Annotated in this window: 19 protein-coding genes and 1 pseudogene; 8 read left to right on the forward strand and 12 right to left on the reverse strand. The window is 69.6% G+C overall.

From position 1 onward, the window contains the following. Positions 1–394 precede the first annotated feature (394 nt). From ACTWJ5_RS06235 to ACTWJ5_RS06260, 6 genes and pseudogenes are all read right to left on the reverse strand, one after another. Positions 395–2,284 (reverse strand): methyl-accepting chemotaxis protein, encoded by a 1,890-nt coding sequence (locus ACTWJ5_RS06235; RefSeq protein WP_444437805.1) that lies wholly within the window; start codon positions 2,282–2,284, stop codon positions 395–397. 621 nt (positions 2,285–2,905) lie between these two features. Further along, positions 2,906–3,670, reverse strand: coding sequence for a methyl-accepting chemotaxis protein (locus ACTWJ5_RS06240; RefSeq protein WP_444439543.1), 765 nt, complete (start codon positions 3,668–3,670; stop codon positions 2,906–2,908). Between the two features lie 138 nt (positions 3,671–3,808). After that, a pseudogene (locus ACTWJ5_RS06245) lies at positions 3,809–4,801 on the reverse strand (cache domain-containing protein); the annotation flags it as partial. A 121-nt stretch (positions 4,802–4,922) separates the two neighbouring features. Beyond that, positions 4,923–5,399 (reverse strand): A24 family peptidase, encoded by a 477-nt coding sequence (locus ACTWJ5_RS06250; protein ID WP_074982944.1) that lies wholly within the window; start codon positions 5,397–5,399, stop codon positions 4,923–4,925. 73 nt (positions 5,400–5,472) lie between these two features. Beyond that, complete coding sequence (locus ACTWJ5_RS06255; protein ID WP_074982946.1) at positions 5,473–6,942, reverse strand: inorganic phosphate transporter; 1,470 nt, start codon at positions 6,940–6,942, stop codon at positions 5,473–5,475. 162 nt (positions 6,943–7,104) lie between these two features. Continuing rightward, positions 7,105–7,329, reverse strand: a complete 225-nt coding sequence (locus ACTWJ5_RS06260) for a hypothetical protein (RefSeq protein ID WP_074982948.1) — start codon at positions 7,327–7,329, stop codon at positions 7,105–7,107. A 174-nt stretch (positions 7,330–7,503) separates the two neighbouring features. On the opposite strand from ACTWJ5_RS06260, the gene ACTWJ5_RS06265 reads away from it, so the two are divergent. Further along, entirely contained in the window at positions 7,504–7,806 is a 303-nt protein-coding gene (locus tag ACTWJ5_RS06265; RefSeq protein ID WP_009618000.1) for a PsiF family protein, read from the forward strand. A 779-nt stretch (positions 7,807–8,585) separates the two neighbouring features. Here the strand turns inward: ACTWJ5_RS06265 and ACTWJ5_RS06270 are convergent. The 3 genes from ACTWJ5_RS06270 to dmeF all read right to left on the reverse strand — a co-directional run bounded on the left by ACTWJ5_RS06270 (position 8,586) and on the right by dmeF (position 10,747). Beyond that, the gene (locus ACTWJ5_RS06270) at positions 8,586–8,720 is read right to left on the reverse strand and encodes a hypothetical protein (RefSeq protein ID WP_009618002.1); all 135 of its coding nucleotides are present in this window, start codon (positions 8,718–8,720) and stop codon (positions 8,586–8,588) included. Between the two features lie 117 nt (positions 8,721–8,837). Continuing rightward, complete coding sequence (locus ACTWJ5_RS06275; protein WP_444437808.1) at positions 8,838–9,737, reverse strand: pseudouridine synthase; 900 nt, start codon at positions 9,735–9,737, stop codon at positions 8,838–8,840. Positions 9,738–9,808: 71 nt separating this feature from the next. Next, positions 9,809–10,747, reverse strand: coding sequence for a CDF family Co(II)/Ni(II) efflux transporter DmeF (gene dmeF / locus ACTWJ5_RS06280; RefSeq protein ID WP_444437810.1), 939 nt, complete (start codon positions 10,745–10,747; stop codon positions 9,809–9,811). A gap of 63 nt (positions 10,748–10,810) precedes the next feature. On the opposite strand from dmeF, the gene ACTWJ5_RS06285 reads away from it, so the two are divergent. Beyond that, positions 10,811–11,089: a metal/formaldehyde-sensitive transcriptional repressor gene (locus ACTWJ5_RS06285; protein ID WP_074982956.1), complete on the forward strand. Its 279-nt coding sequence runs from the start codon at positions 10,811–10,813 to the stop codon at positions 11,087–11,089. Between the two features lies 1 nt (position 11,090). On the opposite strand, the gene ACTWJ5_RS06290 is transcribed toward ACTWJ5_RS06285, so the two are convergent. Further along, positions 11,091–11,321: a DUF2789 domain-containing protein gene (locus tag ACTWJ5_RS06290; RefSeq protein ID WP_444437812.1), complete on the reverse strand. Its 231-nt coding sequence runs from the start codon at positions 11,319–11,321 to the stop codon at positions 11,091–11,093. Positions 11,322–11,467: 146 nt separating this feature from the next. Here ACTWJ5_RS06290 and ACTWJ5_RS06295 point away from each other — a divergent pair, with 146 nt between their 5' ends. Further along, entirely contained in the window at positions 11,468–12,670 is a 1,203-nt protein-coding gene (locus ACTWJ5_RS06295; protein ID WP_444437813.1) for an MFS transporter, read from the forward strand. Positions 12,671–12,701: 31 nt separating this feature from the next. Then, complete coding sequence (locus tag ACTWJ5_RS06300; protein WP_043272399.1) at positions 12,702–13,565, forward strand: LysR family transcriptional regulator; 864 nt, start codon at positions 12,702–12,704, stop codon at positions 13,563–13,565. Here ACTWJ5_RS06300 and ACTWJ5_RS06305 read toward each other — a convergent pair. Both ACTWJ5_RS06305 and ACTWJ5_RS06310 read right to left on the reverse strand, forming a co-directional pair. After that, on the reverse strand, positions 13,562–14,701 hold the full coding sequence (locus tag ACTWJ5_RS06305) for an HPP family protein (RefSeq protein ID WP_074982961.1): 1,140 nt from the start codon (positions 14,699–14,701) through the stop codon (positions 13,562–13,564). The two genes, ACTWJ5_RS06300 and ACTWJ5_RS06305, sit on opposite strands and share 4 nt — an antisense overlap. 244 nt (positions 14,702–14,945) lie before the next feature. Beyond that, on the reverse strand, positions 14,946–15,548 hold the full coding sequence (locus tag ACTWJ5_RS06310; protein ID WP_253391513.1) for a glutathione S-transferase family protein: 603 nt from the start codon (positions 15,546–15,548) through the stop codon (positions 14,946–14,948). A 139-nt stretch (positions 15,549–15,687) separates the two neighbouring features. Here ACTWJ5_RS06310 and ACTWJ5_RS06315 point away from each other — a divergent pair, with 139 nt between their 5' ends. From ACTWJ5_RS06315 to recD, 4 genes are all read left to right on the forward strand, one after another. Next, positions 15,688–16,590, forward strand: coding sequence for a LysR substrate-binding domain-containing protein (locus ACTWJ5_RS06315; RefSeq protein ID WP_061560804.1), 903 nt, complete (start codon positions 15,688–15,690; stop codon positions 16,588–16,590). Between the two features lie 879 nt (positions 16,591–17,469). Then, positions 17,470–20,958: an exodeoxyribonuclease V subunit gamma gene (gene recC, locus ACTWJ5_RS06320; protein ID WP_444437817.1), complete on the forward strand. Its 3,489-nt coding sequence runs from the start codon at positions 17,470–17,472 to the stop codon at positions 20,956–20,958. Then, positions 20,955–24,635 carry an exodeoxyribonuclease V subunit beta gene (gene recB / locus ACTWJ5_RS06325; RefSeq protein WP_444437819.1) on the forward strand — a complete coding sequence of 1,227 codons (3,681 nt, stop codon included), beginning with the start codon at positions 20,955–20,957 and terminating at the stop codon, positions 24,633–24,635. Before recC ends, recB begins: the two co-directional genes overlap by 4 nt. Continuing rightward, on the forward strand, positions 24,632–26,674 hold the full coding sequence (gene recD, locus ACTWJ5_RS06330; RefSeq protein ID WP_444437821.1) for an exodeoxyribonuclease V subunit alpha: 2,043 nt from the start codon (positions 24,632–24,634) through the stop codon (positions 26,672–26,674). The genes recB and recD overlap by 4 nt, the downstream gene beginning before the upstream one ends. The last annotated feature ends 5 nt before the right edge of the window (positions 26,675–26,679 follow it).

Here is a 26,679-nt window from a genome sequence, read left to right on the forward strand (position 1 = left end):
TGCGCCGAGGTGCTCTTCGTAGGATGGGTTGAGCTTGCGAAACCCATGCGGTTGCGGTGATGGGTATCGCTTCGCTCAACGCCATCCTACGAAAAGCCGTGCTTCCTGGAGCCGTAGGAGCGGACTCCGTCCGCGATGGGCTGGGCATGGGAACGGATCGCGAACGGAGCGTAGGGCGTATAACGCTCCGCGTTATACGCCGCTTGACCTTGGTTCCAGGCCCTTGCACGGTCGAGCCCGGACCTCTGTTTCCGCGCACTCCGGGCTTGGCCATGAAGGTGGCCTGTGGATGAGGTGTATCGGCGTATAACCGCGAACGGTTATACGCCCTACGCATGTGCAGACACCGTGCATGAAAAAGGCGCCCGAAGGCGCCTTGTTCATGGAGGGCGGATCAGATACGGAAGCTGTCCACCAGGTGCCGCAGTCGTCCAGCCTGGTTTTCCAGGTCGGCGCAGGCGCGCAGGGTGGCCTTGAGGTTCTCCACGCCTTCCTGGTTGAGGGTGTTGATCTCGGTGATGTCCATGTTCAGCGAATCGACCACCGCGGTCTGTTCTTCGGTGGCGGTGGCTACCGACTGGTTCATCGCATCGATCTCGCTGATCCGCCCGGTCACGCTGGCCAGGCGCTGGCCGGCGCGGTTGGCGATCTCCACGCTCTCCAGGCTGTAGCGCTGGCTTTCGCCCATGGTGGTGACCGCCTCGCGGGCACCCACCTGCAGTTCCTCGATCATGCCCTGGATCTGCTGCGCGGCCTCCTGGGCGCGGTGCGCCAGGTTGCGCACCTCGTCGGCCACCACGGCGAAGCCGCGGCCCGCCTCGCCGGCGCGGGCGGCTTCGATGGCGGCGTTGAGCGCCAGCAGGTTGGTCTGCTCGGAGATGCCCTTGATCACTTCGAGAATCTGCCCGATGTTCACCGTGCGGCTGTTCAGCGACTCGATGTGGGTGCTGGCGTAGCTGATCTTCTCCGACAGTTGGTTCATCGCGCTGATGGTCTGCTCCACCACCTGGCGGCCGTCGCCGGCCTGGTGGCTGGCGTCGCTGGCGTGGTGCGAGGCATCGGCGGCGTTGCGGGCGATCTCCTGGGCGGCGGCGCCCAGCTCGTTGATCGCCGCGGCAACGCTGTTGGTGCGGTTGGCCTGTTCATCGGAGTTGGCCATGGACGAGTTGGATGCATTGACCACCAGTTGCGACACGTCATGCAGCTGGCGGGCCGTGCCGGCCACTTCGCGGATGGACTCGTGGATACGCTCGACGAAGCGGTTGAAGGCTTCGGCCAGGGCGCCGAACTCGTCGCGGCTGTGCACCACCAGGCGCTTGGTCAGGTCGCCTTCGCCCTGGGCGATGTCCTGCATGGCGCGGCCCATGGCGGTGAGGGGCTGCATCAGCACGCGGATCAGCATGCCCAGCAGCAGGAGGATCGCGACTATGGCGACCAGCGCTGCGATCACCGCTGAGGTGCGGAAGGTGCTGAGCATGGCATAGGCCTTGTCCTTGTCGATGGACAGGCCGATGTACCAGTTCACCGAAGGCAGGCCCTTGACCGGGGCGAAGGCGAGGATGCGGGTGGCGCCGTTGAGTTCGCTCTCGCTGAAGCCGTTGCCGATCCGCGGGGTGTTCTGCGGGTAGATTTCGCTGAGGTTCTTCATCACCTGCTGCTTGTCCGGGGCGACCAGCACCTTGCCGTCGCCGCTGACCAGGAAGGCGTAGCCCATGCCGCTGAAGTCCAGCGAGTTGATGATCTGCACGATGGCTTGCAGGTTGAGGTCGCCGCCGACCACGCCCACCGTCTTGCCGGCGGCCTGGGCCGGCGTGGCGATGGTGATGATCAGCTGGCCGGTGGCGGCATCGACGTAGGGTTCGGTCAGGGTGGTGCCGCCGGCGGCCAGGGCGTCCTTGTACCAGGGGCGGGTGCGCGGGTCGTAGCCGTCGGGCATCTTGTCGTCCGGGCGCATAGTGAAGGTGCCGTCGGCCTGGCCGAGGTAGGTGAAGCTGAAGGTCGAGGTCAGCGCCTTCTGCTCCAGCAGGCCGCCGAGGCTGGCCGGCGCGCTGTCGCGGCCGATGCTCTGGGCGGTGTGTTCCACCAGCAGGATGCGCCCGCTGAGCCAGTTCTGGATGTTGCTGGCGGTGACTTCACCCATTTCCTGCAGGTAGGACTCCAGGTCCGCGCGGATGGCGCTGCGCTGCAGGTAGTCGTTGTACAGGGTGAAGAGCGCGAATGCGGCGAAAACCACCAGAGAAGCGGCCAGCAGTATTTTGTGGCTGAACTTCAGGTTCTTCATCATCTTGTTTTTGCATCCAGGGATGGGGCCAGTGATTGGGGGCCTCGGCGATGGTTCCGAGCCCCCGGACTACAGACCGCGCGCCGGGTGGGGCGGCGGTGGGGGCCGCCCGCGGGTGACGTGCGGCCGGTGGCACTCCTGTGCCGGGAAGCCCTTGCCCGGGGCTGAAGCGCCGGCTGATGCGGCTTTCAGACAAGAAGTCGGCATTTTCCGTAGGAAGCTTTAGCGAGGCGGACGAACGGTAGCGGTCGGAGGGTGAAAGGCAGAGACGTGCGTAGGGCGTATAACGCTCCGCGTTATACGCCGCTTGACCTTGGTTCCAGGCATTTGTTCGGTCGAGCCCGGACCTCTGTTTCCGCGCATTCCGGGCTTGGCCATGGAGGTGGCTTGTGGATGAGGTGTATCGGCGTATAACCGCGAACGGTTATACGCCCTACGGGTGCCCATGCCCCGCTCCTACCCTACGGGTGGGCACGGCTTCTCGTAGGAGCGAGCTTGCTCGCGAATGAGCCCGGCAGCGGAGTGTGTTCGCGAGCAAGCTCGCTCCTACGAAGAGCACAGGGCATGGCCGTCCGGACGCAAATGAAAAAGGCGCCCGCAGGCGCCTTGTTCATGGATGGCGGATCAGATACGGAAGCTGTCCACCAGGTGCCGCAGTCGTCCGGCCTGGGTTTCCAGGTCGGCGCAGGCGCGCAGGGTGGCCTGGAGGTTTTCCACGCCTTCCTGGTTGAGGGTGTTGATCTCGGTGATGTCCATGTTCAGCGAGTCGACCACCGCGGTCTGCTCCTCGGTGGCGGTGGCCACCGACTGGTTCATCGCGTCGATCTCGCTGATGCGCCCGGTCACGCTGGCCAGGCGCTGGCCGGCGCGGTTGGCGATTTCCACGCTCTCCAGGCTGTAGCGCTGGCTTTCGCCCATGGTGTTGACCGCCTCGCGGGCGCCCACCTGCAGTTCCTCGATCATGCCCTGGATCTGCTGCGCCGACTCCTGGGCGCGGTGCGCCAGGTTGCGCACCTCGTCGGCCACCACGGCGAAGCCGCGGCCCGCCTCGCCGGCGCGGGCGGCTTCGATGGCGGCGTTGAGCGCCAGCAGGTTGGTCTGCTCGGAGATGCCCTTGATCACTTCGAGAATCTGCCCGATGTTCACCGTGCGGCTGTTCAGCGCCTCGATGTGGGTGCTGGCGTAGCTGATCTTCTCTGACAGTTGATTCATCGCGCTGATGGTCTGCTCCACCACCTGGCGGCCGTCGCCGGCCTGGTGGCTGGCGTCGCTGGCGTGGTGCGAGGCATCGGCGGCGTTGCGGGCGATTTCCTGGGCGGCGGCGCCCAGTTCGTTGATCGCCGCGGCCACGCTGTTGGTGCGGGTGGCCTGCTCGTCGGAGTTGGCCATGGACGAGTTGGAGGCGTTGACCACCAGCTGCGACACGTCATGCAGCTGGCGCGCGGTGCCGGCCACTTCGCGGATGGATTCGTGGATGCGCGCGACGAAGCGGTTGAAGGCCTCGGCCAGCAGGCCGAACTCGTCGCGGCTGTGCACCGCCAGGCGCTTGGTCAGGTCGCCCTCGCCCTGGGCGATGTCCTGCATGGCGCGGCCCATGGCGGTGAGTGGCTGCATCAGCACGCGGATCAGCATGCCCAGCAGGAGGATGATGGCGACGATGGCGACCAGGGTGGCGATCACCGCCGAGGTGCGGAAGTCGCTGAGCATGGCGTAGGCGGCGCTCTTGTCCAGCACCAGGGCGACGTACCAGGACACGCCCGGCAAGCCCTCGACGCGGGTCATGGAGACCAGTTGCGTATGGCCGTCGACCTGCACTTCCTGCACCCCGGGGCGAACCTGCGGGGCGCCATGCGGGTAGACCTCGGTGAGGTTCTTGAACACCTTCGCGTCGTCCGGGTGCAGGAGGATCTTGCCGGCGTCGCTGACCAGGAAGGCATAGCCGTCGCCGTCGAACTTCAGCGAGTTGAGGATGGCGGTGATGGTCTGCAGCTTCATGTCGCCGGCGGCCACGCCGACCAACTGGCCGTTGCGCATGACCGGCATGGACATGGCGAGGATCTGCTCCTTGGTGCCGGCGTCGAGGAAGGGCTCGGTGACGATCAGCCGGCCGGCGGCCGCGGCGTCCTTGTACCAGCCGCGCTGGCGCGGGTCGTAGCCGTCGGGCATGGGCGAATAGGGGCGCATGGTGAAGACGCCGCTGGCGGCCTCGCCCAGGTACACCGATTCGAAGTTCCGCTGCAGCACCTGCTGCTCCAGCACGTGCTGGATGCGCTCGGCGGTGGGCTCGCCATCGGCCAGTTGCGCGGCTTCCATCTCCACCAGGTGGATGCGGCCTTCCAGCCAGCTCTGGATGTTGCTGGCGGTGAGGCTGCCGACCTCGCGCAGGTAGGACTCGGTGTCCTCCTGGATGGCGCGGCTCTGGCGGAAGTCGTTGAAGAAGATGAAGCAGGCGAAGGCGAAGATCACCACGAGGGAGGCCGCCAGAAGGATCTTCTTGGCGAAGGACAGCGAGCGAAGCATGGGTAGAGCATCCTGCGGGAACGACGGTGTGGGCAGGTTGTATCGGCCGTCTTCTGTAGGACTTTAGCTTTGCGATGGGAAAATGACGTCAGAAAAGAATGACGGATCCCGCGGGCATCGTTCAGGTGAATGCCAGTTGCAGCAGATAGCCGGTAAAGATCGAGAAAACGAAGGGAAAAGACTTGGAACGGCTGACATCGAAGGATTTCAGCCGCGCCACGACGGGCTGCGGAAGCCTGTGCGAATCGATCGAAAGCCTGCTGCCCAGCATCAGCAGCAGCGTCGCCAGGCAGGCCAGGCCCAGGCTATAGAGCAGGGTGTCGGGGTCGCTGGCCAGGCCCAGCGCGGCCAGTAGCTTGACGTCCGCCGCGCCCAGCTTGCCGAGCAGGTAGCCGGGCAGGCTCAGCCCCAGGCCCAGGGCCGCCGCGGCGAGGGCGGCCGCCACGGAATGCTGGGTCAGGCTGTGGCCGTGCAGGTAGAGGTAGGCGGTGGCCGCGGCCAGGCCGCCGAGGGTCAGCAGGTTGTCCACCTTGCGGCGGCGCAGGTCCTGGTAGGCACAGGCCGCCAGCCAACCGAGCAGCATCCATGTCGCCAGCATTCGCTCGTGTCCTGCTCAGGTCAGGCCCGGATGGCCAGGCGACGCCTGCGCGGGGCAGGCGTCGGCGGGGCCGTCAGTAGAAGCGCGAGGCCAGCCAGAACAGACCGGCGGCCAGGGCCATGGAGGTGGGCAGGGTGAGGATCCAGGCCATCAGGATGTTGCGCACGGTGCCGCCCTGCAGGCCGCTGCGGTTGGCGACCATGGTGCCGGCCACGCCCGAGGACAGCACGTGGGTGGTGGACACCGGCAGGCTGTAGAGGTTGGCCATGCCGATCGCCGCGGTGGCGGTGAGCTGGGCGCTGATGCCCTGGGCGTAGGTCATGCCCTGCTTGCCGATCTTCTCGCCGACGGTGAGCACCACGCGCTTCCAGCCGACCATGGTGCCTACGCCCAGGGCCAGGGCCACCGCGATGATCACCCAGAAGGGCGCGTATTCGGTGGTGCTGGTCAGGTCCTTGCGCAGCTTCTCCAGGTCGGCCTTCTCGCGCGCCGGCAGGCTGTCGAGCTTGCCGACCTTCTTCGCGGTGTCGTCCAGGCACAGCAGGTAGCGGCGCACCTGCACGCGGCTGTCGGCGGACAGCTCGTTGTAGCTGGAGATGCCCTTGATGTCGCTCAGCAGGCCCTTGAGGGTGGACTCGGTCTGCTTCGGTTCGCAGCGGTACAGCTCGGGCATCTCGCCGTCGGCTCCCTTGCCCAGGGCGAGCATGTCGCCGAGCACGTCGGTGTGGCGCTGGTAGAACTGGCTGAGGTGGATGGCGGCGTCGCGGGTGCGTTCGATCTGGTAGGTGGTGCTGTTGAGGTCGAGGACGAACTTGGCGGGGACGATGCCGATCAGCACCAGCATGATCAGGCCGATGCCCTTCTGGCCGTCGTTGGAGCCGTGGACGAAGCTCACGGTCATGGCCGAGAGCACCAGCACCAGGCGGTTCCAGAACGGCGGGTGCTTCTTCTCGTCGACTTCGCGGCGGGTTTCCGGGGTCTTGTGCATCTTCGACAGCGGGTACATCCACTTCAGGCCGATCAGCACCAGGGCGGCGACGAAGAAGCCGGCCAGCGGCGAGAAGATCAGCGACATGGCGATGTCGATCGCCTTCTGCCAGTTCACCCCGTCGGCCAGCGGCACGCCGGTGATGACGGCGTTGGCCAGGCCGACACCGAGGATCGAGCCGATCAGGGTGTGCGAGCTGGAGGCGGGGATGCCGAAGTACCAGGTGCCCAGGTTCCAGGCGATGGCCGCGGCCAGCAGCGAGAACACCATGGCCAGGCCGTGGCCGCTGTTGACGTTGATTAGCAGTTCCACCGGCAGCAGGTGCACGATGGCATAGGCCACGCCGACGCCACCGAGCAGCACGCCGAGGAAGTTGAAGATGCCGGAGAGGATGACCGCGCGGTAGGGCGACATGGCCTTGGTGTAGATCACCGTGGCCACCGCGTTCGCGGTGTCATGGAAGCCGTTGATGAACTCGAAGGCCAGGACGAAGCCCAGCGCCAGCACCAGGCTGATGCCTACCCAGAGGTCGAGTCCGCTGAAGAGATCGAACATGAAGTTTCTGTGACCGGTCGGTGACGGGGCGGCGATTATGCCAGAAGCGATAGGATGTCGTCTGAAACCTGAAGCGATTCTCGGAATCCAGCGACACCCGGTCGCACGGGGCTTGCAGCGCTGCGGGCAATGCTCTGCAACGTTTTCGAGGGGCCCCGCGGCTCAGTTCGCGTCCTGTTCGGCCTGGCGTTGCTGGGCCTTCTGCAGGTCGGTCTGCATCTTCTCCAGTTCCCGGTCGAAGGCCTTGTCCTGCACGGACGGGCGCTTGCGCCAGGGCTTCTTGTCGGGGTCGGGCTGGGCGGCGTAGAGGGTGACCTCGCCGCCATAGACATCCTTGTAACGCTGTTCCTGGCGCTCCAGTTCGGCGCGCAGTTCGTCTTTCGTCACCTGTGTTCCTGATGGCGTGTGGCTGATGGGGGGATATGCGGGAAAAGCATAGCAGGCGCGATTATAACCGCTGGCGGGGCGCTGTCAGCCGGGGGCGGGAAGAGCGGGTGGGTTCGCACAAATGTAACAGCAGGCTACGCTCAGGAAGCGATCAACATTCGAGGAGACCGCTCCATGATCAAGCTCCGCCTTCCCCTGCTGCTGTGTGCGCTGTTGTTCTCGGTGCAGGGTTTCGCCGCCAACACCGCCCAGCAGGAAAAGATGAAGACCTGCAACGCCGACGCCACCGCCAAGTCGCTCAAGGGTGACGAGCGCAAGACCTTCATGAGCAGCTGCCTGAAAGCCGGCGGCGGCGATACCGGCAAGAAGCTGACGCCGCAGCAGGAGAAGATGGCCCAGTGCAACAAGGACGCCGCGGCCAAGGCGCTGAAGGGCGACGAGCGCAAGACGTTCATGAGTGGTTGTTTGAAGAAATAGCGGAGGCGGGGCGCTGGTGTGGCCGGGGCGTTCGGCGTGGCCGGTGAACCCGATCGCGGACGAAGTCCGCTCCTACGCCCGTGCTTCCCTGTAACCGTAGGAGCGGACTCCGTCCGCGATTCGGCGGATAACGCCATACGCCAAGCCCACCGTAGGGCGTATAACCGTTCGCGGTTATCCGCCGCCACACCCAAGCCCCCAGCCAACGCCCAGGCCAGCCCCGGAGCCGCCGGGCGCCAAGGCCAAACGGCGGATAACGCGGAGCGTTATTCGCCCTACGGATTTCCAGAGAAACCTCCGAGCGCACCGGAACGCCCCTTCAGAAGGCCGAGCGAAACCCGCGCTAGGGACGTACCCTCGGGGCGGGCCTCCGTGGCGGGGGAGTTCGCGAGGGTAGCCCGACTCTGTCGGGCCCGTATGCGGGGCAAGCCTTTTTGGTTCCTTTTTGCGGGGGTGGCCTTCCACCGTTTGACAAAAGGGACTCGCCCGAGGGGGCGAAACAAGAAACATCAACGCACTCGGAGCGGCGCGCTACACCGAGCCCAACCCCAAAAGTCTCTGGGTTATTCCCCTTCGGGCCAGCGCAAGCGCTGTTCGCGATGGAGCCGCGTCCCGCGTTCGCGGGAATGACGGGGGTGGGGCAGGAGCGAGAGGGCAAGGTTCACGAGGCCCCCTCGTTCAAACCCCCGAACACAACAACCAGGCCACCGCCAGCAGATAGAACAACACCGACCCATCCTCGCCCAACGGCGATTGAAGAACATGCCGTGCGTTCATGTTCATGCCTTCACCTCCGCCGACCAGTAGCCCTGGGCATTGCGGAAAGGCTGCCGGGCCATCTGCTCCGGGCGGGTGATGCCGTTGGCGCGCAGGGCGTTGACCAGCGCCGAGAAGGACTTCGCGGTATAGCTCATGGCGGGCTCCTTGCGTTCCGTCAGTGGGGGACGGAGCTATGAAAACGCAACGGCCACCATCAACGGAAATGGAACTTCCTGCTTTCGACTATTGATGAAATCGATGAAAGGCCCGGCTCACCAGTCCAACTGCAACTGGCTGTCGAACTGCCGCGGCCGGCCCGTCAGCGGGTCGTCGAAGGCCAGGTGCCGGGCCAGCAGCTGCAGCGGGTGGGAATAGTCGTCGCTGCGCCGCTGCTCTTCCGGCAGCAGCTGTGGATAAAGCGGATCGTTGCGCAGCGCCGCGCCCAGGGCGGCCATGTGCACGCGCAACTGGTGGCGCTTGCCGCTCACCGGGTAGAGCGCGTAGCGCCACCAGTGCTCGCGGCGCTCCAGCACCTCGATGCGGGTTTCGCTGTTGATCGCGCCCTCGGCCTCGCGCATGAGGATGAAGGGCTCGCCGTCCACCAGGCGGCTGCGCCGCACGTGGGGGAAGTCCAGCTGCGGCAGCGGCGGGGCGATCGCCTCGTAGCGCTTGTGCATGCGCCGCTCGCGGAACAGCGCCTGGTAGGCCGCGCGGCTGGCCGGGTTGGCGGAGAACAGCACCAGCCCGGCGGTGGGCCGGTCGATGCGGTGCAGCGGCACCAGCAGCGGGTTGTCCAGGCGCCGGGCCAGGCGCGCCAGCAGTGTCTGTTCGACGTACTGGCCGGAGGGCGTCACCGGCAGGAAGTGCGGCTTGTCGACCACCACCAGGTGTTCGTCGACGTGCAGGATGCGTTCTTCGAAGGGGATCGGCGTTTCCGCCTCCACCTCGCGGAAGTAGTGCACGCGCAGGCCCTCGCGGTGCGGTGTGCTGGCGTCCAGCGGCTTGCCCTCGGCGTCCAGCACGCGGCCGCGGGCCAGGCGCTGCAGCCAGGTCTCGCGGGGGATCGCCGGGAAGCGCGCGCACAGGCAGTCGAGCACCGTCGACCAGGGCCCGGCCGGCAGGTGCAGGGTACTGGCGCGGTGCTGGGCGGCGGAAAACGGCTTCTCGGACATGGTCGGCGGTGGCGGTCGGGGGCGTGCATTAGGCCGCAGATGGTTGCGTCCGTCAAAGACCGCTCGGCATCTCAGGCCGGGTTGACCTCGACCGTCACGTGGGCCAGTTCCTCGTGTTCCACCAGCAGCGCCTTGAAGTCCTCCGGCCGCGCCGGGCTGGCGCTGCTGAGGCTGAGGATGCAGGCGTACTTGCGCTTGCCCACCCGCCACAGGTGCAGGTCGGTGATGCGCGCCGGGTAGGGACCGGCGGCGATGGCCTGGCGCACTTCCTCCAGCACCGGCGCGTCCATCTCCGCGTCGAGCAGCACCCGGCTGCTCTGGCGCAGCAGGCCGCGGGCCCAGATCGCCACCAGCACCGCGCCGACGATGCCCATCAGCGGGTCGAGCCAGGCCGCGCCCCAGAGCATGCCGCCGAGCAGCGCGACCATGGCCAGCACCGAGGTGGCGGCGTCGGCCAACACGTGCAGGTAGGCGGCGCGCAGGTTGAGGTCGTGGCCATGGGCGTGCCCGTGGTCATGCTGGTGATCGTGATCATGGCCATGCCCGTGGTCATGACCGTGATGGTCGCGCAGCAGCCAGGCGCAGGCCAGGTTGACCAGCAGGCCGAGCGCGGCGATGGCGATGGCCTGGGCGTAGTGGATGGGCGAGGGCGCGAGCAGCCGCGCGACCGACTCGAACAGCATCAGCGCCGCCACGGCGAGCAGCAGCAGGGCGCTGCTGTAGCTGGCCAGCACCTCGATCTTCCAGGTGCCGAAGGCGAAGCGCCCGTCGCCCTTCAGGCGCCGCGCCGCGACGTAGGCGAAGAACGCCAGGCCCAGGGCCAGGGCATGGGAGCTCATGTGCCAGCCGTCGGCGAGCAGGGCCATGGAGTTGAAGTACCAGCCGCCGGCGATCTCCAGCACCATCATCAGCGCGGTGAGCACCACCGCGCGCAGGGTGTTGCGCTCGGCCAGCGGGTTGCTTTCGTTGAAGTCGTGCTGGTGCGACTGGTCGAGGGCGGGGGCTGGCATGCGAAAATGTCCCGGAGTCATTTTCAGATACTATACCCCAGTATACTTTCAGGACGTCAGCCCATGGCCCACACCATCCGTGACAAACGCAAGCTGCTCACCCGCATCCGCCGCATCAAGGGGCAGAGCGAGGCGCTGGAACGCGCGCTGGAGAAGGAGGAGGGCGACTGCGCCGCGGTGCTGCAGCAGATCGCGGCGATCCGCGGCGCGGTCAACGGCCTGATGGCCGAGGTGCTGGAAGGGCACCTGCGCGAGCACCTGGCGGCCGAGGCGCGCACGCCGCAACAGCGCGCGGAAGACCTCGACCAGGTGATGAGCGTGCTGCGTTCCTACCTGAAGTAGCTCAGTGGGACAGCCGCGCGGCCAGTTCGTCGACTTCCTCGGCCCAGTCCGAGTCCTCTTCCAGGGCCTCGCGGATGAAGGTCGCCTGGGCCTCGTTCCAGAAGGGCGCGTCGGCCAGGGCCTGGTCCGCGGGCAGGCGGTGCGCGGCGAGGAAGGCGTCGATCTCCTGGCGCCCGCTGGGCAGGCCCAGTTGCTTGAACAGCTCGGTGAAGGTGTGGGGTGTGGTGTCCATGGCGGGCCTCCTGTGGTCGGTCGTGCATCAACTATAGGCGTTCGGCGCGGGCCGGTCGGCCGCGGAATCGATAGGTGGCTTTCAATTTTTCCGGCGCCGGGCAATGATGGCGCAGTCCCTGACATCCCCTCGCGCCAGGCCCGTTCATGAGCTCTCCCGAGCAGCGTCCGCACGCCATCACCCTGCAGATCGTCTCGATCGTCGGTTTCACCTTCCTGCTGTTCCTGTGCATCGGCTTCCTGCTGCCGGTGCTGCCCGGCTTCGTCCACCACGAGCTGGGCTTCGACGCCACCACCGCCGGCCTGGTGATAGGCGCGCAATACCTGGCGACCCTCGCCTCGCGGCCGCTGGCCGGGCGCCTGACCGACACCCTGGGGGCCAAACGCGCGGTGATCTACGGCCTGCTCAGCCTGGCCGGCGGCGGGGCGCTGGTGCTGCTGGCCACCAGCCTGCAGGCGCTGGTCTGGACGAGCCTGGCGCTGCTGCTGGGCAGCCGCCTGCTGATCGGCTTCGCCCAGGGCCTGATGGGCATCGGCACGGCGAGCTGGGGCATCGCCCGGGTCGGCGCGCAGAACACCGCGCGGGTGATCTCCTGGAACGGCATCGTCTGCTACGGCGGCATCGCCCTGGGCGCGCCGCTGGGCGTGGGCATGGCCGCGCACCTGGGGCTGTGGAGCCTGGGCGCCGGCATCCTGGCGCTGGCCGGGCTCGGCCTGCTGCTGGCCCGCGGCAAGGCGCCGGCGCCGATCATCGCCGGCACGCGCATGGCCTTCTTCGCCGTGCTCGGCCGGGTACTGCCCTACGGTATGTGCGTGGCCCTGGGCTCCATCGGCTTCGGCAGCCTGGCCACCTTCATCACCCTCTACTACGGCAGCCGCGGCTGGGCCGACCCGGCCTGGTGCCTGAGCCTGTTCGGCATCAGCTTCGTCGGCGCGCGGCTGCTGCTGTCCTGGACCATCAACCGCTTCGGCGGCTTCAACGTGGCGGTGCTCTGCCTGCTGGTGGAAAGCGCCGGCCTGCTGCTGTTGTGGCAGGCGCCTAGCCCGGCCTTCGCCCTGCTCGGCACGGCGCTGACCGGCGCCGGGCTGTCGCTGGTGTACCCGGCGCTGGGCGTCGAGGCGGTGCTGCGCATTCCCGCCGCCAGCCGCAGTTCGGCGCTGGGCGCCTACGCGCTGTTCTTCGACCTGGCCCTGGGCCTGGCTGGCCCGCTGATGGGCGCGGTGGCCGCGCACTCGGACTACGCCAGCATCTTCCTGGTGGCCGCGCTGCTGGCCGCCTGCGGCTTCCTCATCTGCCTCTGGCTGCTGCGCTTCACCCGCCAGCGCCACGAGGAACTGGACTTCGACTAGACTGCGGCTTCCCCCGCCGTGACCGCTTCCCATGGACATCGAACTGGCGCGCACCTTCCTGGAAATCGCCCGTGGCGGCAGCTTCGTCGCCGCCGCGCAGCGCCTGCACGTGACCCAGACCACGGTCACCGCGCGGGTGCACAACCTCGAGACGCAATTGGGCTGCCGGCTGTTCCAGCGCAGCCGCGCCGGCGCCCGGCTGACCGATGATGGTGAACGCTTCCTCGGCTACGCCAACCAGCTGGTGCAGACCTGGGACGCGGCGCGCCGCGACCTGCCGCTGCCGGCGGGCTACCGCGAGGTGCTCAACATCGGCGGCGAGCTGAGCCTGAGCAACCCGCTGATGCTCGCCTGGACGGTGCGCCTGCGCCAGCGCATGCCAGCCCTGGCCCTGCACGCCGAGATCGGCAGCGGCGAGCGCCTGCAGAAGCAGCTGGAGCTGGGCGTGCTCGACGCCGCGCTGGTCTACCGCCCGGACTACTGGCCGGGCATGCAGGTGGAGCAGTTGCTGGAGGAGAAGCTGATCCTGGTGCGCTCGACGCAGCAGCCGGAGCCCTACATCTACATCGACTGGGGCGAGGAATTCCGCCGCCAGCACGACGCCGCGCTGCCCGACCGGGCCCACGCCGCCACCAGCTTCAGCCTCGGCCCGCTGGCCCTGCAGCACCTGCTGCAATGCGGCGGCAGCGGCTATTTCCGCACGCGGGTGGTGCACAGCTACCTGCAGGCCGGGGTGCTGGAGCGGGTGCCGCTGGCGCCGGAATTCATCTACCCGACCTACCTGGTGTATTCCCGCGAGAAGGATTCGCCGGCGCTGCAGAACGCCCTGGCCATCCTCCGCGAGGTGGTGGCCGGGGACATCGACTGGTCGCAGCGCTGGGACTACGAGGCCTAGACCGCCACCTGCAGGGCGCGCTCGGCCTGCACCTGCGGCTGCAGCCAGAGGTGGCGGAAGGCGGCGATAAGGTCGGTCTGGCTGAGCATGCCGACCAGCCGGCCGGCGCCGTCGACCACCGGCAGGCAGTGCCGGCCCTGGTCGGAGAGCAGCTGGATCAGCTCCGGCAGCTGGGCGTCCTCGCGCAGCGACTGCACGCGGTGCGTCATCAGGTTGCCGACGCGCTGGCCGAAGGGCGAGCGCAGGCGGCGCTGGCCGCGGAACAGGTCGCTCAAGGTGAGGATGCCCACCAGGTGGCCGCGGTCGAGCACTGGCAGGGCCTTGAGGTGGTGCTTGTCGAGCAGGCCCCAGGCTTCCTCGATGCGCGCGTCCGGGCTGACCGAGCGGATGTCGCGGGACATGATGTCGCGCGCGCGGATGCCGCCCAGCAGGCGTTCGCTGGCGTGCTTCTCGGCGGCCAGCAGCAGGCGTTCGAGGTCCTCGGGCGTCACGTCGACGAAGCCGCCGGCGCTGGCCAGGGCGCTTTCCAGGTCGTCGGCGTGCAGGCCCAGGCGCTCGCCGGGCAGCGGGTCGGCGGTCAGGTGCGGGTTGCTGGCCGGGACGGCGAGCTTGCGCGGGTAGGGCGCGCGGGTGAGGTTGTTGTAGACCAGGGCCAAGCCGATCAGCGCCAGCGAGGCCACGCCCACCGGCAGCAGCAGGTGCAGCAGATGCTGGTCCACCAGCGGCCCGCCCACGGCCAGGCTGAAGGCCATGGCCGTGCTCGGCGGATGCAGGCAGCGCAGGCCGAGCATCAGTAGCACCGCCACCACCATGGACAGCGACGCCTGCGGCCAGCTGTGGCCGAGCCAGTGGCCGAGCAGCAGGCCCACCAGCGCCGCCACCAGATTGCCGCCCAGCAGCGACCAGGGCTGCGCCAGCGGGCTGGACGGCACGGCGATGGCCAGCAGGGCCGAGGCGGCCAGCGGCGGGCCGATGCGCAGCATGGTGTCGACGCCGAACAGCCAGGCGCACAAGGGCATGCACAGGCCCAGGGCGAACCCGCAGCCGAGCACCGCGCGCAGCCAGTCGCGGTTGGACGAGGGGCCGGCGCAGGGCGCCAGGCGGTGCAGCCAGGCGCCGAAGGCAGCGGCTTTCATCGCGGCACCTCGCGGGAGGCGCCGGGAAGGGGGGCAGTCAATGGATGCATGTCACGCAGGCACCGCGCATCACGATTCCGGGCTGGGCCGGTCGGGCGGGCGCTTCCTTATGGTTGGTCGAGCGGCGATTCGTCGCAGGGGCGAGGCCGACGGCCATCCTAGACAGCGTGACGATCCATATCCAATGAATGTTATTGCTGTTTGAGTGCAATATCGGTGAAGTGTGGGCGCGCCCGCGCGGGGCTCACACCGGTGGGAAGGCCTTGAACGCCTCCAGCGTCTCGGCGTAGGCGGTCCAGTCGCGCAGGGCCGGGTAGTCGCCGGCGGCCACGCGCTCGGCATGCACCAGCTGGATGAAGGTCCAGGCCACGGCGGCGCTCAGGCCAGCCTGGTCCAGGCGGCCGTCGCGCGGCAGCGGCTGCGTCAGCAGCTCCAGCTCCAGGCCGGCGCAGGCGGCGCGCAGCTGCTGGTCCACCCGGGCGTACCAGGCGGCGTCGCGGCGGGCCTCGTCGCGCTGCAGCTCGTAGTACAGCTGCACGGCCTTCTCGCAGGCCGCCAGGGCCAGGCCCAGCAGGCGCGTGGCGCGCACCCGCTCGGCCGGCTCGGCGGGCATCAGGCTGCGCCCGGCCTGGTGTTCGGCCAGGTCGATGATCAGGCTCGAATCCATCAGCACCTGGCCGTCGTCCAGCACCAGGCTGGGCGCCTTGACCACCGGGTTGATGGCGCGGAACTCCTCGACGTGGCGGAACACCGAGAGCGAGCGGTGGCTGAAGTCGACGTCCAGCAGGCGCAGGCTGATGGCCACGCGGCGGACGTAGGGCGAGTCGAGCATTCCGATCAGTTGCATGGAGGCATCCTGTTATTGGAGATTACATGGGGTGGCCGGCTGCGAAGGCCGCATGGCAGCGCTGCTGTCGCTAAATCTAGCGGCTGGAAAGGCCGGAAAAAATCGACGATTTATAACTGCAAGGGTTAGCGGAACTTACATGAGCGCCTATCCACCCCTGTCCGCGCTGCGCAGCTTCGAGGCCGTGGCCCGGCTCGGCAGCGTGACCCAGGCCGCCGCCGAGCTGCACGTCACCCACTCGGCGGTCAGCCAGCAGGTGCGCCAGCTGGAGGAACTGCTCGGCGTCACCCTGCTGCAGCGCGAGGGCCGCGGCCTGCGCCTGAGCGAGGAGGGCCGCCTCTACGCCCTGCAGGTGCGCCGCGCCCTGCGCGACATAGCCGAAGCCACGCGCCTGGCGCGGGCGCGGCCCAGCGAGGGGGAACTGGTGGTGGCGGTGCTGCCGTCCTTCGCCCAGCAATGGCTGCTGCCGCGCCTGCCGGGCTTCCGTCAGCGTCATCCCGAATACCGCCTGCGCCTGCTGGCCAGCCTGGAAGTGATCGATCTGCGCCAGGGCCTGGCCGACGTGGCCATCCGCATCGGTCAGGGGCACTGGGAGGGCCTGGCCCAGCAACGCCTGTTCGACGACGAACTGCTGGCGGTCTGTGCCCCGCACTTCAACGGCGGGCGCCTGCCGCGCACGCCGCAGCAGATCCTCGCCGGCCCGCTGATCCACGGTTTCGAATCCTGGCTGCCCTGGTGCCAGGCGGCGGGCGTGGCGCTGCCCGAAGGCGACGGCCTGTTCACCGTCAACGACTCCAACCTGGTGGTGGAAGCCCTGCGCCTGGGCCTGGGCATAAGCGTCGAACGCCGCAGCCTGGTGGCCGGCGCCCTGGCCCGCGGCGAACTGGTGCAACTGGGCGAGGTCAGCGCGCCCTACGCCTACCCCTACTGGCTGGTGTGGCCGCAGCGGGAGGAGACGCGGACCAAGGTGGCGGTGTTTGCCCAGTGGTTGGCGGAGGAGGTGGAAGAGTACCTGGGGCGGGGTGATTCGCGTCCATCGTAGGGCGGATAACCGTCCGCGGTTATCCGCCGTTGGCCGCGCCACCGGGGCGTCCGGCGTGGGCGGTGAACCCAATCGCGGACGGAGTCCGCTCCTACGTCCGTGCTTCCTTGTAACCTACGGATTTCCCGAGAGATTTAGGTGCTGAGTTCAAGAGCGCCCTCTCCCCAACCCTCTCCCTGAAGGGAGAGGGGGCTGTTCGGAGTGGGTGGGGAGTTTGGAGTCAGCCTGATACTCCCTAACCTCACCCCGTCATTCCCGCGAACGCGGGAACCCAGTGACTGCGGGGTTCGCGAGCAAGCTCGCTCCTACGAAGAGCAAAGCAGCTCTGCTCTGGCTTTTGCTCTTGAGTCTTCCAGAGAAACATCCGCGCACTCCGGAACGCCCCTTCAGAAGGCCGAGCGAAACCCGCGCTCAGGAGGTCATGCGACATGGATGTCGCGAGAGCCCCGATGGGCTACAGGGACGTACCCTCGGGGCGGGCCTCCGTGGCGGGGGAATTCGCGAGGGTAGCCCGACTCTGTCGGGCCCGTATGCGGGGCAAGCCTTTTTGGTTCCTTTTTGCGGGGGTGGCCTTCCACCGTTTGACAAAAGGGACTCGCCCGAGGGGGCGAAACAAGAAGGCCGGGCAAACTCGGAGCGGCGCAGAAACACCCAAGCCAAGGCAACTGGGTTATTCCCCTTCGGGCCAGCGCAAGCGCTGTTCGCGATGGAGCCGCGTCCCGCGTTCGCGGGAATGACGAGTTCAAGATCGAAGCACGCGCTTAGCGACACAGACCGTCGCCCCACCCCGATAAAATCCCCCCCTCGCAGGAAAAACCCTCCCACCCCACCCCGGCTTCTGCTCAAATTGCCGGGCCCCCCGGCAAACCTGGAGAAACGATGAGCGAAGCCCTGAGCCCCGGCCTGATGGTCATCCACGGCAACCACCCCGAGGCGCTGCGCGACCTGCTGGTGGCCTGGATGGCGCGCTACCCGCTGGCGCCGCTGGAAAGCGAAACCATCCTGGTGCAGAGCAACGGCATCGCCCAGTGGCTGAAACTGGCCCTGGGCCGCGACGTCGCCGACGGCGGCTGCGGCATCACCGCGGCGCTGGACGTGCAGCTGCCCGCGCAGTTCCTCTGGCGCGCCTACCGCGGCGCGCTGGGCAAGGACCAGGTGCCGGAAGTCTCGGTGCTGGACAAGGCGCCGCTCACCTGGCGCCTGATGCGCCTGCTGCCGACCTTGCTGGCGCGCGAGGAATTCCAGGCCCTGCGCCGCTTCCTCGCCGACGACGCCGACCTGCGCAAGCGCTACCAACTGGCCGAGCGCCTGGCCGACCTGTTCGACCAGTATCAGGTGTACCGCGCCGACTGGCTGGAGGACTGGAGCGAGCACCGCGACCAGTTGCGCACCGCCGGCGGCAACCTTCGCCCGCTGAACGACGACGAACGCTGGCAGGCCGAGCTGTGGCGCGCTCTGCTGGCGGAGGTGGGCGACGACGGCCTGGCCGGCAGCCGCGCCGGCGTGCACCGGCGCTTCCTCGAACGCCTGCGCGAAGGCGCGCCGCCCAGGGGCCTGCCGCGCCGGGTGGTGGTGTTCGGCATCTCCGCCATGCCGGCGCAGACGGTGGAAGCCCTGGCCGCGCTGGCGCAGGTGGCCCAGGTGCTGCTGTGCGTGCACAACCCCTGCCGCCACCACTGGGCCGATATCGTCGCCGACAAGGACCTGCTGCGCCACGAATACCGCCGCCAGCAGCGCCGCCCCGGCGTGCCGCTGCAGCTGGACGACGACCTCCAGCACCAGTACGCCCAGCCGCTGCTGGCGGCCTGGGGCAAGCAGGGCCGCGACTACATCAACCTGCTCGACCAGTACGACAACCCCGAGAGCTACCGCAGCCGCTTCGGCGAGGTCAGCGGCGGGCGCATCGACCTGTTCAGCGAGGAATCACCGGCGCACCTGCTCGGCCAGTTGCAGGACGACATCCTCGAACTGCGCCCGCTGGCCGAGACCCGCGGGCAATGGCCGGCGCTGGAGCCGGCGCGGGACCGCTCCGTCCGCTTCCACCTGGCCCACAGCGCCCAGCGCGAGGTGGAGGTGCTGCACGACCAGCTGCTGGCGCGCTTCGATGCCGACGCCACCTTGCGCCCGCGCGACGTCATCGTCATGGTCCCCGACATCGACGCCTACGCGCCGCACGTCCAGGCGGTGTTCGGCCAGCTCGGGCGCGACGACCGGCGCTTCATCCCCTTCACCCTGGCCGACCAGGGCCAGCGCGGCCGCGAGCCGCTGCTGGTGGCCCTGGAGCACCTGCTGCAACTGCCCGACAGCCGCTTCGCGGTGAGCGAGATCCTCGACCTGCTGGACGTCGGCGCCCTGCGCGCGCGCTTCGGCATCGGCGAGGCCGACCTGCCGCTGCTGCAACGCTGGATCGACGGCGCCGGGGTGCGCTGGGGCCTGGACGGCGGGCAGCGCGAAGATCTCGGCCTGCCCGCCGCCGAAGAGGCCAACACCTGGCGCTTCGGCCTGCGGCGCATGCTGCTGGGCTTTGCGGTGGGCGAGGGCGAGGCCTTCCAGGGCATCCAGCCCTATGCCGAGATCGGCGGCCTGGACGCCGCCGTGCTCGGCCCCCTGGCCGGCCTGCTGCAGCGCCTGGCCGAGGCCTGCGAACGCCTGGCCGAGCCGGCGCCGCCGGAGGTCTGGCGCGAGCGCCTGCGCCAGCTGCTCGACGATTTCTTCCTGACCCGCGACGAGCACGACGAACTGCTGCGCCAGCAACTGCTGCAACTGCTCGAACGCTGGCTGGAAACCTGCGGGCGCGCCGCCTTCGGCGAACTTCTGCCGCTGTCGGTGGTGCGCGAGGCCTGGCTCGGCGGCCTCGACGCCGGCGGCCTGAACCAGCGCTTCCTGGCCGGCGCGGTGAGCTTCTGCACGCTGATGCCGATGCGCGCCATTCCCTTCCGCGTGGTCTGCCTGCTGGGCATGAACGACGGCGACTACCCGCGCCAGCAGCCGCCGCTGGACTTCGACCTGATGCGCAACGACTACCGCCCCGGCGACCGCTCGCGGCGCGAGGACGACCGCTACCTGCTGCTCGAAGCCGTACTCTCGGCGCGCGACCAGCTGTACGTCAGCTGGGTGGGCCGCAGCATCCGCGACAACAGCGAGCGCCCGCCCTCGGTGCTGATCGGCCAGCTGCGCGACCACCTGGCGGCCGGCTGGTCGCTGCCCGGCCAGCCCGGCGACGGCAAGGCGCTGCTCCACGCGCTGACCACCGAACATCCGCTGCAACCCTTCAGCCGCCGCTACTTCGAAGGCCGGGGCGAGGGCGTCGACGGCTTCTACACCTACGCCCGCGAATGGCGCGAGGTGCACCGCGACGACGAGCCGGCGGCACAGGCCGAGGCGCCGCTGCCCGAACTGCTGCCGGACGCGCCCATCGGCCTGCGCGTGCTCGCCGACTTCCTCGCCAGCCCGGTCAACGCCTTCTTCCAGCAGCGCCTGAAGGTGCGCTTCGCCGAGGAAGACCTGACCGGCCACGACGAGGAAACCTTCGCCCTCGACGGCCTGCAGGTCTGGCAGCTGCAGTTCGAACTGTGCGAGCGCCTGCGCCCGTGGATCGAGCAGCACTGGGCCGACGGCGAACTGCCCGGCCGCATCGTGGGGCAGCTGGCGCGCCTGCGCGGCGAGGGGCGCCTGCCGCTGGCGGCCTTCGGCGCCTTCAGTGCCCGCGAGCTGAGCGCGCCGCTGGGCGGACTGCTGACGCGCTACCGCGAGGAACTGGAGCACTGGAGCGAGGCCGAGGAAGGCCAGCGCGAGCTTATCCACAGCCACGCGGCCAGCGGCGTGGAGCTGGGCGACTGGCTCGGCGGCCTGCGGCGCAACGCCGAGGGCCACTGGGCCAGCGTGCAACTGGTCAGCGGCAAGCTGCACGAAGGCCGCGGCTACAAGTGGCACAGCCTGGTGCGCCACTGGGTGCGCCACCTGGGCCTGCAACTGTGCGGCGCGCCGGTGCACAGCCTGCTGGTCAGCCAGACCGGCACCCTGGAACTGCCGCCGCTGACCGCGGAGATCGCCCGCGGTCACCTGGACGCGCTGATCACCGCCTGGCTCGAAGGCCTGCGCCGGCCGCTACCGGTGGCCTGCAAGGCGGCCTTCGCCTGGCTGGGAGCCGGCGGTGACGAAGCCCGCGCCGCCAGCGAGGCGGCCAAGCGCTACGACGGCGGCTTCGGCAGCACCGGCGAGGCAGCTTCCTCGCCGGCGCTGGCGCGGGTCTACCCGGACTTCGCCAGCCTCAACGCCAGCGGTGAATTCGCCACCTGGGCCGAGAACCTCTACGGCCCGCTGTACCAGCTGCTGCAACGCCGCGACGACGAGGAGCAAGGCCAATGAGCCGCGAACTGCGCGCCCTGGAATTCCCCCTGCACGGCAGCCGCCTGATCGAGGCCAGCGCCGGCACCGGCAAGACCTTCACCATCGCCCTGCTGTACCTGCGCCTGGTGCTCGACCACGGCGGCGAACTGGCCTTCGGCCGGCCGCTGAGCCCGCCGGAAATCCTCGTGGTGACCTTCACCGACGCCGCCACCCAGGAGCTGCGCGAACGCATCCGCGCGCGCCTGGGCGAGGCCGCCGCCTGCTTCGCCGAGCCGGCGTTGCAGCACGATGCGCTGCTGGTGGAGCTGCGCGCCAGCTACCCGGAGCAGCGCTGGCCCGGCTGCGCGCGCCTGCTGCGCCTGGCCGCCGAATGGATGGACGAGGCCGCCGTGTCGACCATCCACAGCTGGTGCTACCGCATGCTCCGCGAGCACGCCTTCGACAGCGGCAGCCTGTTCACCCAGGACCTGATCACCGACCAGAGCGAACTGCTCGCCGAAGTGGTGCGCGACTACTGGCGGCGCAACTTCTACCCGCTGCCGGCGCCGGCGGCGAAGGTGGTCGGCGACATCTACAAGGGCGGCCCCGAAGCCCTGGCGCGCCTGCTGCAGCCCTTGCTGGCGCAACAGGAGGCCGGCTTCCGCTATGCCGACCAGCCACTGAGCGCGCCCGGCTCGCTGCGCGAGCTGCTGGAGGAAACCGGCGCCTTCTACGCGCGCCTGGACGAACTGGAGCAACAGGCCCGCGCCGCCTGGGCCACCGATGCCCAGGGCCTGCGCCAGCTGCTGATCGACCTGCGCCCGCAGCTCAACGGCAACAGCTACCGCAACAAGGATGACGACGCCGTCTTCGAAGGCTGGCTGCAGGCGCTGGAAGCCTGGAGCCTGGGCGGCGCGGCGCCGGACAACCTCGCCCGCTTCGGCCAGACGCGGATCAAGGTGAAGGGCAAGACGCCGGTGCCCGAGCATGCCGCGTTCCAGGCCATCGATGCTTGGCTGGAGGCCGCCGAGCAGCAGCCGGACATCGCCCCGCAACTGCTGCTGCACGCCCTGGGGGAAATCAGCCGCGCCCTGGAGGCGGAGAAGCAGCGCCGCGCTGAACTAGGCTTCGACGACCTGCTGGCGCGCCTGGACCGCGCCCTGGCCGGCCCCGGCGGCGAGCACCTGGCCGAGCGCATCCGCGAGCAGTTCCCGGTGGCGCTGATCGACGAATTCCAAGACACCGACCCGCTGCAGTACCGCATCTTCGAGCGCATCTACCGCATCGCCGAGAATCCTCGCGACTGCGGATTATTCATGATCGGCGACCCCAAGCAGGCGATCTACGCCTTCCGCGGCGCCGACATCCACACCTACCTGCGCGCCCGCGCCGCCACCGCCGGGCGCCACTACACCCTGGGCACCAACTACCGCTCGACGCTCGCCGTGGTGGAGGCGGTGAACCACTGCTTCGCCTTCGCCGAGGGCCACGAGCGCGGCGCCTTCCGCTTCGCCGCGCAGGGCGACAACCCGGTGCCGTTCCAGGCGGTGGCCGCCAAGGGACGCGACGAGCGCCTGCTGATCGACGGCGAGGAAGCCGCGGCGCTGACCCTCTGGCAGCTGGAGAACGACGGCCAGGTGGTCGGCAGCCGGCTCTACCGCGAGCAGATGGCCGCCGGCGCCGCCAGCGCCATCCGCCACTGGCTGAGCCTGGCCCAGCAGGGCCGCGCCGGGCTGTACAAGGCCGATGGCACGGGCCGGGCGCTGCGCCCGGCGGACATCGCCATCCTGGTGCGCGGGCGCAGCGAGGCCGAGGCGGTGCGCGCGGAACTGGCGGCGCGGCGCCTGGCCAGCGTCTACCTGTCCGACCGCGACTCGGTGTTCGACAGCCCCGAGGCCGGCGACCTGCTGCACTGGCTGCGCGCCTGCGCCGAGCCGGGCAACGACGCCCTGCTGCGCAGCGCCCTGGCCACCCGCACTCTGGGCCTGGGCTGGCAGACCCTGGAACGGCTGAACCAGGACGAACAGTTCTGGGAAGGCATGCTCATGCGCTTCCGCGACTACCGCAGCCAGTGGCAGCAGCAGGGCGTGCTGCCCATGCTGCGCCGGCTGCTGGCCGACTTCGAACTGCCGGCGCGGCTGCTGCGCCGCGCCGACGGCGAGCGCAGCCTGACCAACCTGCTGCACCTGGCCGAATGGCTGCAGCGCGAGGCCGCCGAGCTGGACGGCGAGCACGCCCTGCTGCGGGTGCTGGCCGAGCAGTTGGCCAGCCCGTCGAGCGAGGAAATCCTTCGTCTGGAAAGCGACGCCGACCTGATCAAGGTGGTGACCATCCACAAGTCCAAGGGCCTGGAATACCCGCTGGTGCTGCTGCCGTTCATCTGCAGCTGGAAGGAGCTGGACGGCAAGAGCCAGACGCCGCCCAGCTTCCAGGGCGAGGAGGGCAAGGTGATCGAACTGGCGCGCGGCAAGGACCTGGCCGAGGCCGCCTACCGCCTGGCCAACGACGAACGCCTGGGCGAGGACATGCGCCTGCTCTACGTGGCCCTGACCCGCGCCCGCCACGCTCTGTGGCTGGGCGTGGCGCCGCTGGTGGCGGGCAACGCGAAGAACCCCGAGCTGCACAAGGGCGCCTTCGGCTACCTGCTCGGCGGCGGCGCGGCCATCGCCCTGGACGGCTTCGCCGGCTGCCTGCAGGCCCTGGGCGGCGGCTGCCCCGGCATCCGCATCGAGCCCGTGCCGGCGGTGGACGCCACGGCCTACGACGAGGCCCGCGCCGGCCAGCTCGGCCAGGCCCGCGAGCCGCAGCGGCGGGTGGCGGAGAAATGGTGGATCGCCAGCTATTCCGCGCTGGCCACCCTGGACGCCGAAGGCGATGCGCCGGCGCCGGCCAGCGAACCCATCAGCGCCGAGGAAGCCACCCTGCGCGAAGGCGACGCCGACAGCGCCGCGGCCGAACTGGCCCAGGCCGCGCCGGCCGCCGGCAGCCTGCACGCCTTCCCGCGCGGGCCCAACCCCGGCAGCTTCCTCCATGGCCTGCTGGAATGGGCCGCCGACGAGGACTTCGCCGCCGTGGCGGAGCAACCCGAGGCCCTGCGCGACCTGATCGCCCGGCGTTGCCAGCTGCGCGGCTGGGAAGCCTGGATCGAGCCCCTGGCGCAGTGGCTGCCGGCCTTCCTCCAGGCCAGCCTGGCGGTGCCCGGCGCGGCGCCGGTGCAACTGGCGGCGCTGGCCAGCTACCAGAAGGAAATGGAGTTCTGGTTCGCCGTGAAACCCACCGACAGCACCCGCCTCGACGCCGCCGTGCGCGCCCACGTGCTGCCCGGCGAGGCGCGCCCGGCGCTGCAGCCGACGCAGCTGGGCGGCATGCTCAAGGGCTTCATCGACCTGGTCTTCGAACACGAGGGGCGCTACTACGTGGCCGACTACAAATCCAACTGGCTCGGCCCCGACGCCGCCGCCTACACCGCGCCGGCCCTGCGCGCGGCGGTGCTGGAGCACCGCTACGACCTGCAGTACGCGCTCTACCTGTTCGCCCTGCACCGCCTGCTCAAGGCGCGCCTGGCGGACTACGACTACGACCGCCACGTCGGCGGCGCGCTCTACCTGTTCCTGCGCGGCGGCGAGCACGGCGTGTTCCACGAGCGCCCGCCGAAGGCGCTGATGGAGGCGCTGGAAGCGCTGTTCAGCCAGCACGCCGAGGAGGTGCCGGCATGACCCGCGAGCAACTGCTGGAACTGCTCGGCCAATGGGCCGGACGCGGCTGGCTGCGCGAGCTGGACCGCGCCTTCGCGGCCTTCCTCGTGGAACAGGCGCCCGACGCCGAGCCGCTGCTGATCCTCGCCGCCGCCCTGGCCAGCCACCAGTTGGGCCGCGGCCACGTGTGCCTGGACCTGGCCGCGACCCTCGCCGACAGCCGCTTCGCCTTGTCGCTGCCGCCAGACGGCGAACTGGAAGGCACGCCGCTGACGCTGCCCGGCGAACTGCTCGATGGCCTCGACCTGGCCGCCTGGCAGGCCGCCCTGGCCGACCCGCGCCTGGTGGGCGAGGGCCCCGGCGCCACGCCGCTGGTGCTGGCTGGCCCGCGCCTGTACCTGCGCCGCTACTGGCAGTACGAACGCGAGGTGCGCGCCGGCATCGACCAGCGCCTGGCCCGCGGCGAGGCCCTGCGCGCGGCGCTGCCGATGGATGCCCTGCGCCAGGCCCTGGACGCGCTCTTCCCGAAACGCCCCGGCGCCCCGGCGGACTGGCAGAAACTGGCCTGCGCCCTGGCCGCCGGCAACGCCTTCGGCATCGTCACCGGCGGCCCCGGCACCGGCAAGACCACCACCGTGGTGCGCCTGCTGGCGCTGCTGCAGAGCCTGGCCCTGGGCGGCGAGGGTGGCCGGCCGCTGCGCATCCGCCTGGCGGCGCCCACCGGCAAGGCGGCGGCGCGGCTCAACGAATCCATCGCTAACGCCGTGGACCGCCTGGACCTCGGCGCCTTCGCCAACGGCGAGCAGATACGCCAGCAGGTGCCCAAGGAAGTCACCACCCTGCACCGCCTGCTCGGCAGCCGCCCGGACAGCCGCCAGTTCCGCCACCACCCCGGCAACCCGCTGGCGCTGGACCTGCTGGTGGTGGACGAGGCCTCCATGGTCGACCTGGAAATGATGGCCGCGCTGCTCGGCGCGCTGCCGGACAAGGCGCGGCTGATCCTGCTCGGCGACAAGGACCAGTTGGCCTCGGTGGAAGCCGGCGCGGTGCTCGGCGAACTGTGCAGCCGCGCCCGCGAAGGCCACTATCGCGCGGCCACTCGTGACTGGCTGCAGGCAGTCAGCGGCGAGCACGTCGACGATGATTTGCTCGACGCCCACGGCCAGCCCCTCGACCAGGCCGTGGCCATGCTCCGCCACAGCCACCGCTTCAGTTCCGCCAGCGGCATCGGCCAGCTCGCCGAGGCGGTCAACGCCGGCGACGTGGCGGCCATGCGCGCGGTCTGGGAACAGGGCTACGCCGACCTGGCGCGCCTGGCCCTGGACGCCCGCGACGACCGCGGCCTGCGCGAACTGGTGGTGGAAGGCGGCGGCCGCTACTTCCTCGACGCCGCCGCCCGCCCGGATGTAGCCCCGCCCCAGGGCTACCGCCACTACCTGCAGGTGCTGCGCGACACCCGCCCGGCGCCGGACGCCGCCCAGGCAGACTTCGACGCCTGGGCCGGGCGCGTGCTCGCCGCCCACGGCCAGTTCCAGGTGCTCTGCGCCCTGCGCCGCGGCCCCTGGGGCGTGGACGGGCTGAACCTGCGCATCGCCGACCTGCTGCAGGATGAGGGGCTGATCCAGCCCCACGGCGGCGCCTGGTACCTCGGCCGTCCGCTGCTGGTCACGCGCAACGACTACGGCCTGGGCCTGATGAACGGCGACATCGGCATCACCCTGGCGCTGCCCCGGGAGGAGGGCGGCGAACGCAAATGGCCGCTGCGCGTAGCCTTCGCCGACGGCCGCGGCGGCATCAAGTGGGTGCTGCCCAGCCGCCTGCAGGCGGTGGAAACGGTGTTCGCCATGACCGTGCACAAGTCCCAGGGCTCGGAATTCACCCACGCCGCCCTGGTGCTGCCCGACGCGCTCAACCCGATCCTCACCCGCGAGCTGGTCTACACCGGCATCACCCGCGCGCGCAGCTGGTTCAGCCTGGCCAGCGCCGGGCGCGGCCAGTGGGTGCTGGAGGCGGCGATCGAGCGGCGGGTGCAGCGGGCCAGCGGGTTGCTGGAAGCTTGAGGGGC

This window comes from Pseudomonas sp. A6 (assembly GCF_052367875.1).
GTDB lineage: Bacteria > Pseudomonadota > Gammaproteobacteria > Pseudomonadales > Pseudomonadaceae > Pseudomonas > Pseudomonas citronellolis.

Coding starts and splice junctions, on each gene's coding strand:
- ACTWJ5_RS06255 (WP_074982946.1), bottom strand. CDS start 6,942: ATGTTCGATCTCTTCAGCGGACTCGACCTCTGGGTAGGCATCAGCCTG.
- ACTWJ5_RS06305 (WP_074982961.1), bottom strand. CDS start 14,701: ATGAAAGCCGCTGCCTTCGGCGCCTGGCTGCACCGCCTGGCGCCCTGC.
- ACTWJ5_RS06315 (WP_061560804.1), top strand. CDS start 15,688: ATGAGCGCCTATCCACCCCTGTCCGCGCTGCGCAGCTTCGAGGCCGTG.
- ACTWJ5_RS06275 (WP_444437808.1), bottom strand. CDS start 9,737: ATGTCCGAGAAGCCGTTTTCCGCCGCCCAGCACCGCGCCAGTACCCTG.
- ACTWJ5_RS06235 (WP_444437805.1), bottom strand. CDS start 2,284: ATGATGAAGAACCTGAAGTTCAGCCACAAAATACTGCTGGCCGCTTCT.
- recC (WP_444437817.1), top strand. CDS start 17,470: ATGAGCGAAGCCCTGAGCCCCGGCCTGATGGTCATCCACGGCAACCAC.
- recB (WP_444437819.1), top strand. CDS start 20,955: ATGAGCCGCGAACTGCGCGCCCTGGAATTCCCCCTGCACGGCAGCCGC.
- ACTWJ5_RS06240 (WP_444439543.1), bottom strand. CDS start 3,670: ATGGCCAACTCCGACGAGCAGGCCACCCGCACCAACAGCGTGGCCGCG.
- ACTWJ5_RS06300 (WP_043272399.1), top strand. CDS start 12,702: ATGGACATCGAACTGGCGCGCACCTTCCTGGAAATCGCCCGTGGCGGC.
- ACTWJ5_RS06310 (WP_253391513.1), bottom strand. CDS start 15,548: ATGCAACTGATCGGAATGCTCGACTCGCCCTACGTCCGCCGCGTGGCC.
- ACTWJ5_RS06290 (WP_444437812.1), bottom strand. CDS start 11,321: ATGGACACCACACCCCACACCTTCACCGAGCTGTTCAAGCAACTGGGC.
- ACTWJ5_RS06250 (WP_074982944.1), bottom strand. CDS start 5,399: ATGCTGGCGACATGGATGCTGCTCGGTTGGCTGGCGGCCTGTGCCTAC.
- dmeF (WP_444437810.1), bottom strand. CDS start 10,747: ATGCCAGCCCCCGCCCTCGACCAGTCGCACCAGCACGACTTCAACGAA.
- ACTWJ5_RS06270 (WP_009618002.1), bottom strand. CDS start 8,720: ATGAGCTATACCGCGAAGTCCTTCTCGGCGCTGGTCAACGCCCTGCGC.
- ACTWJ5_RS06285 (WP_074982956.1), top strand. CDS start 10,811: ATGGCCCACACCATCCGTGACAAACGCAAGCTGCTCACCCGCATCCGC.
- ACTWJ5_RS06295 (WP_444437813.1), top strand. CDS start 11,468: ATGAGCTCTCCCGAGCAGCGTCCGCACGCCATCACCCTGCAGATCGTC.
- recD (WP_444437821.1), top strand. CDS start 24,632: ATGACCCGCGAGCAACTGCTGGAACTGCTCGGCCAATGGGCCGGACGC.
- ACTWJ5_RS06265 (WP_009618000.1), top strand. CDS start 7,504: ATGATCAAGCTCCGCCTTCCCCTGCTGCTGTGTGCGCTGTTGTTCTCG.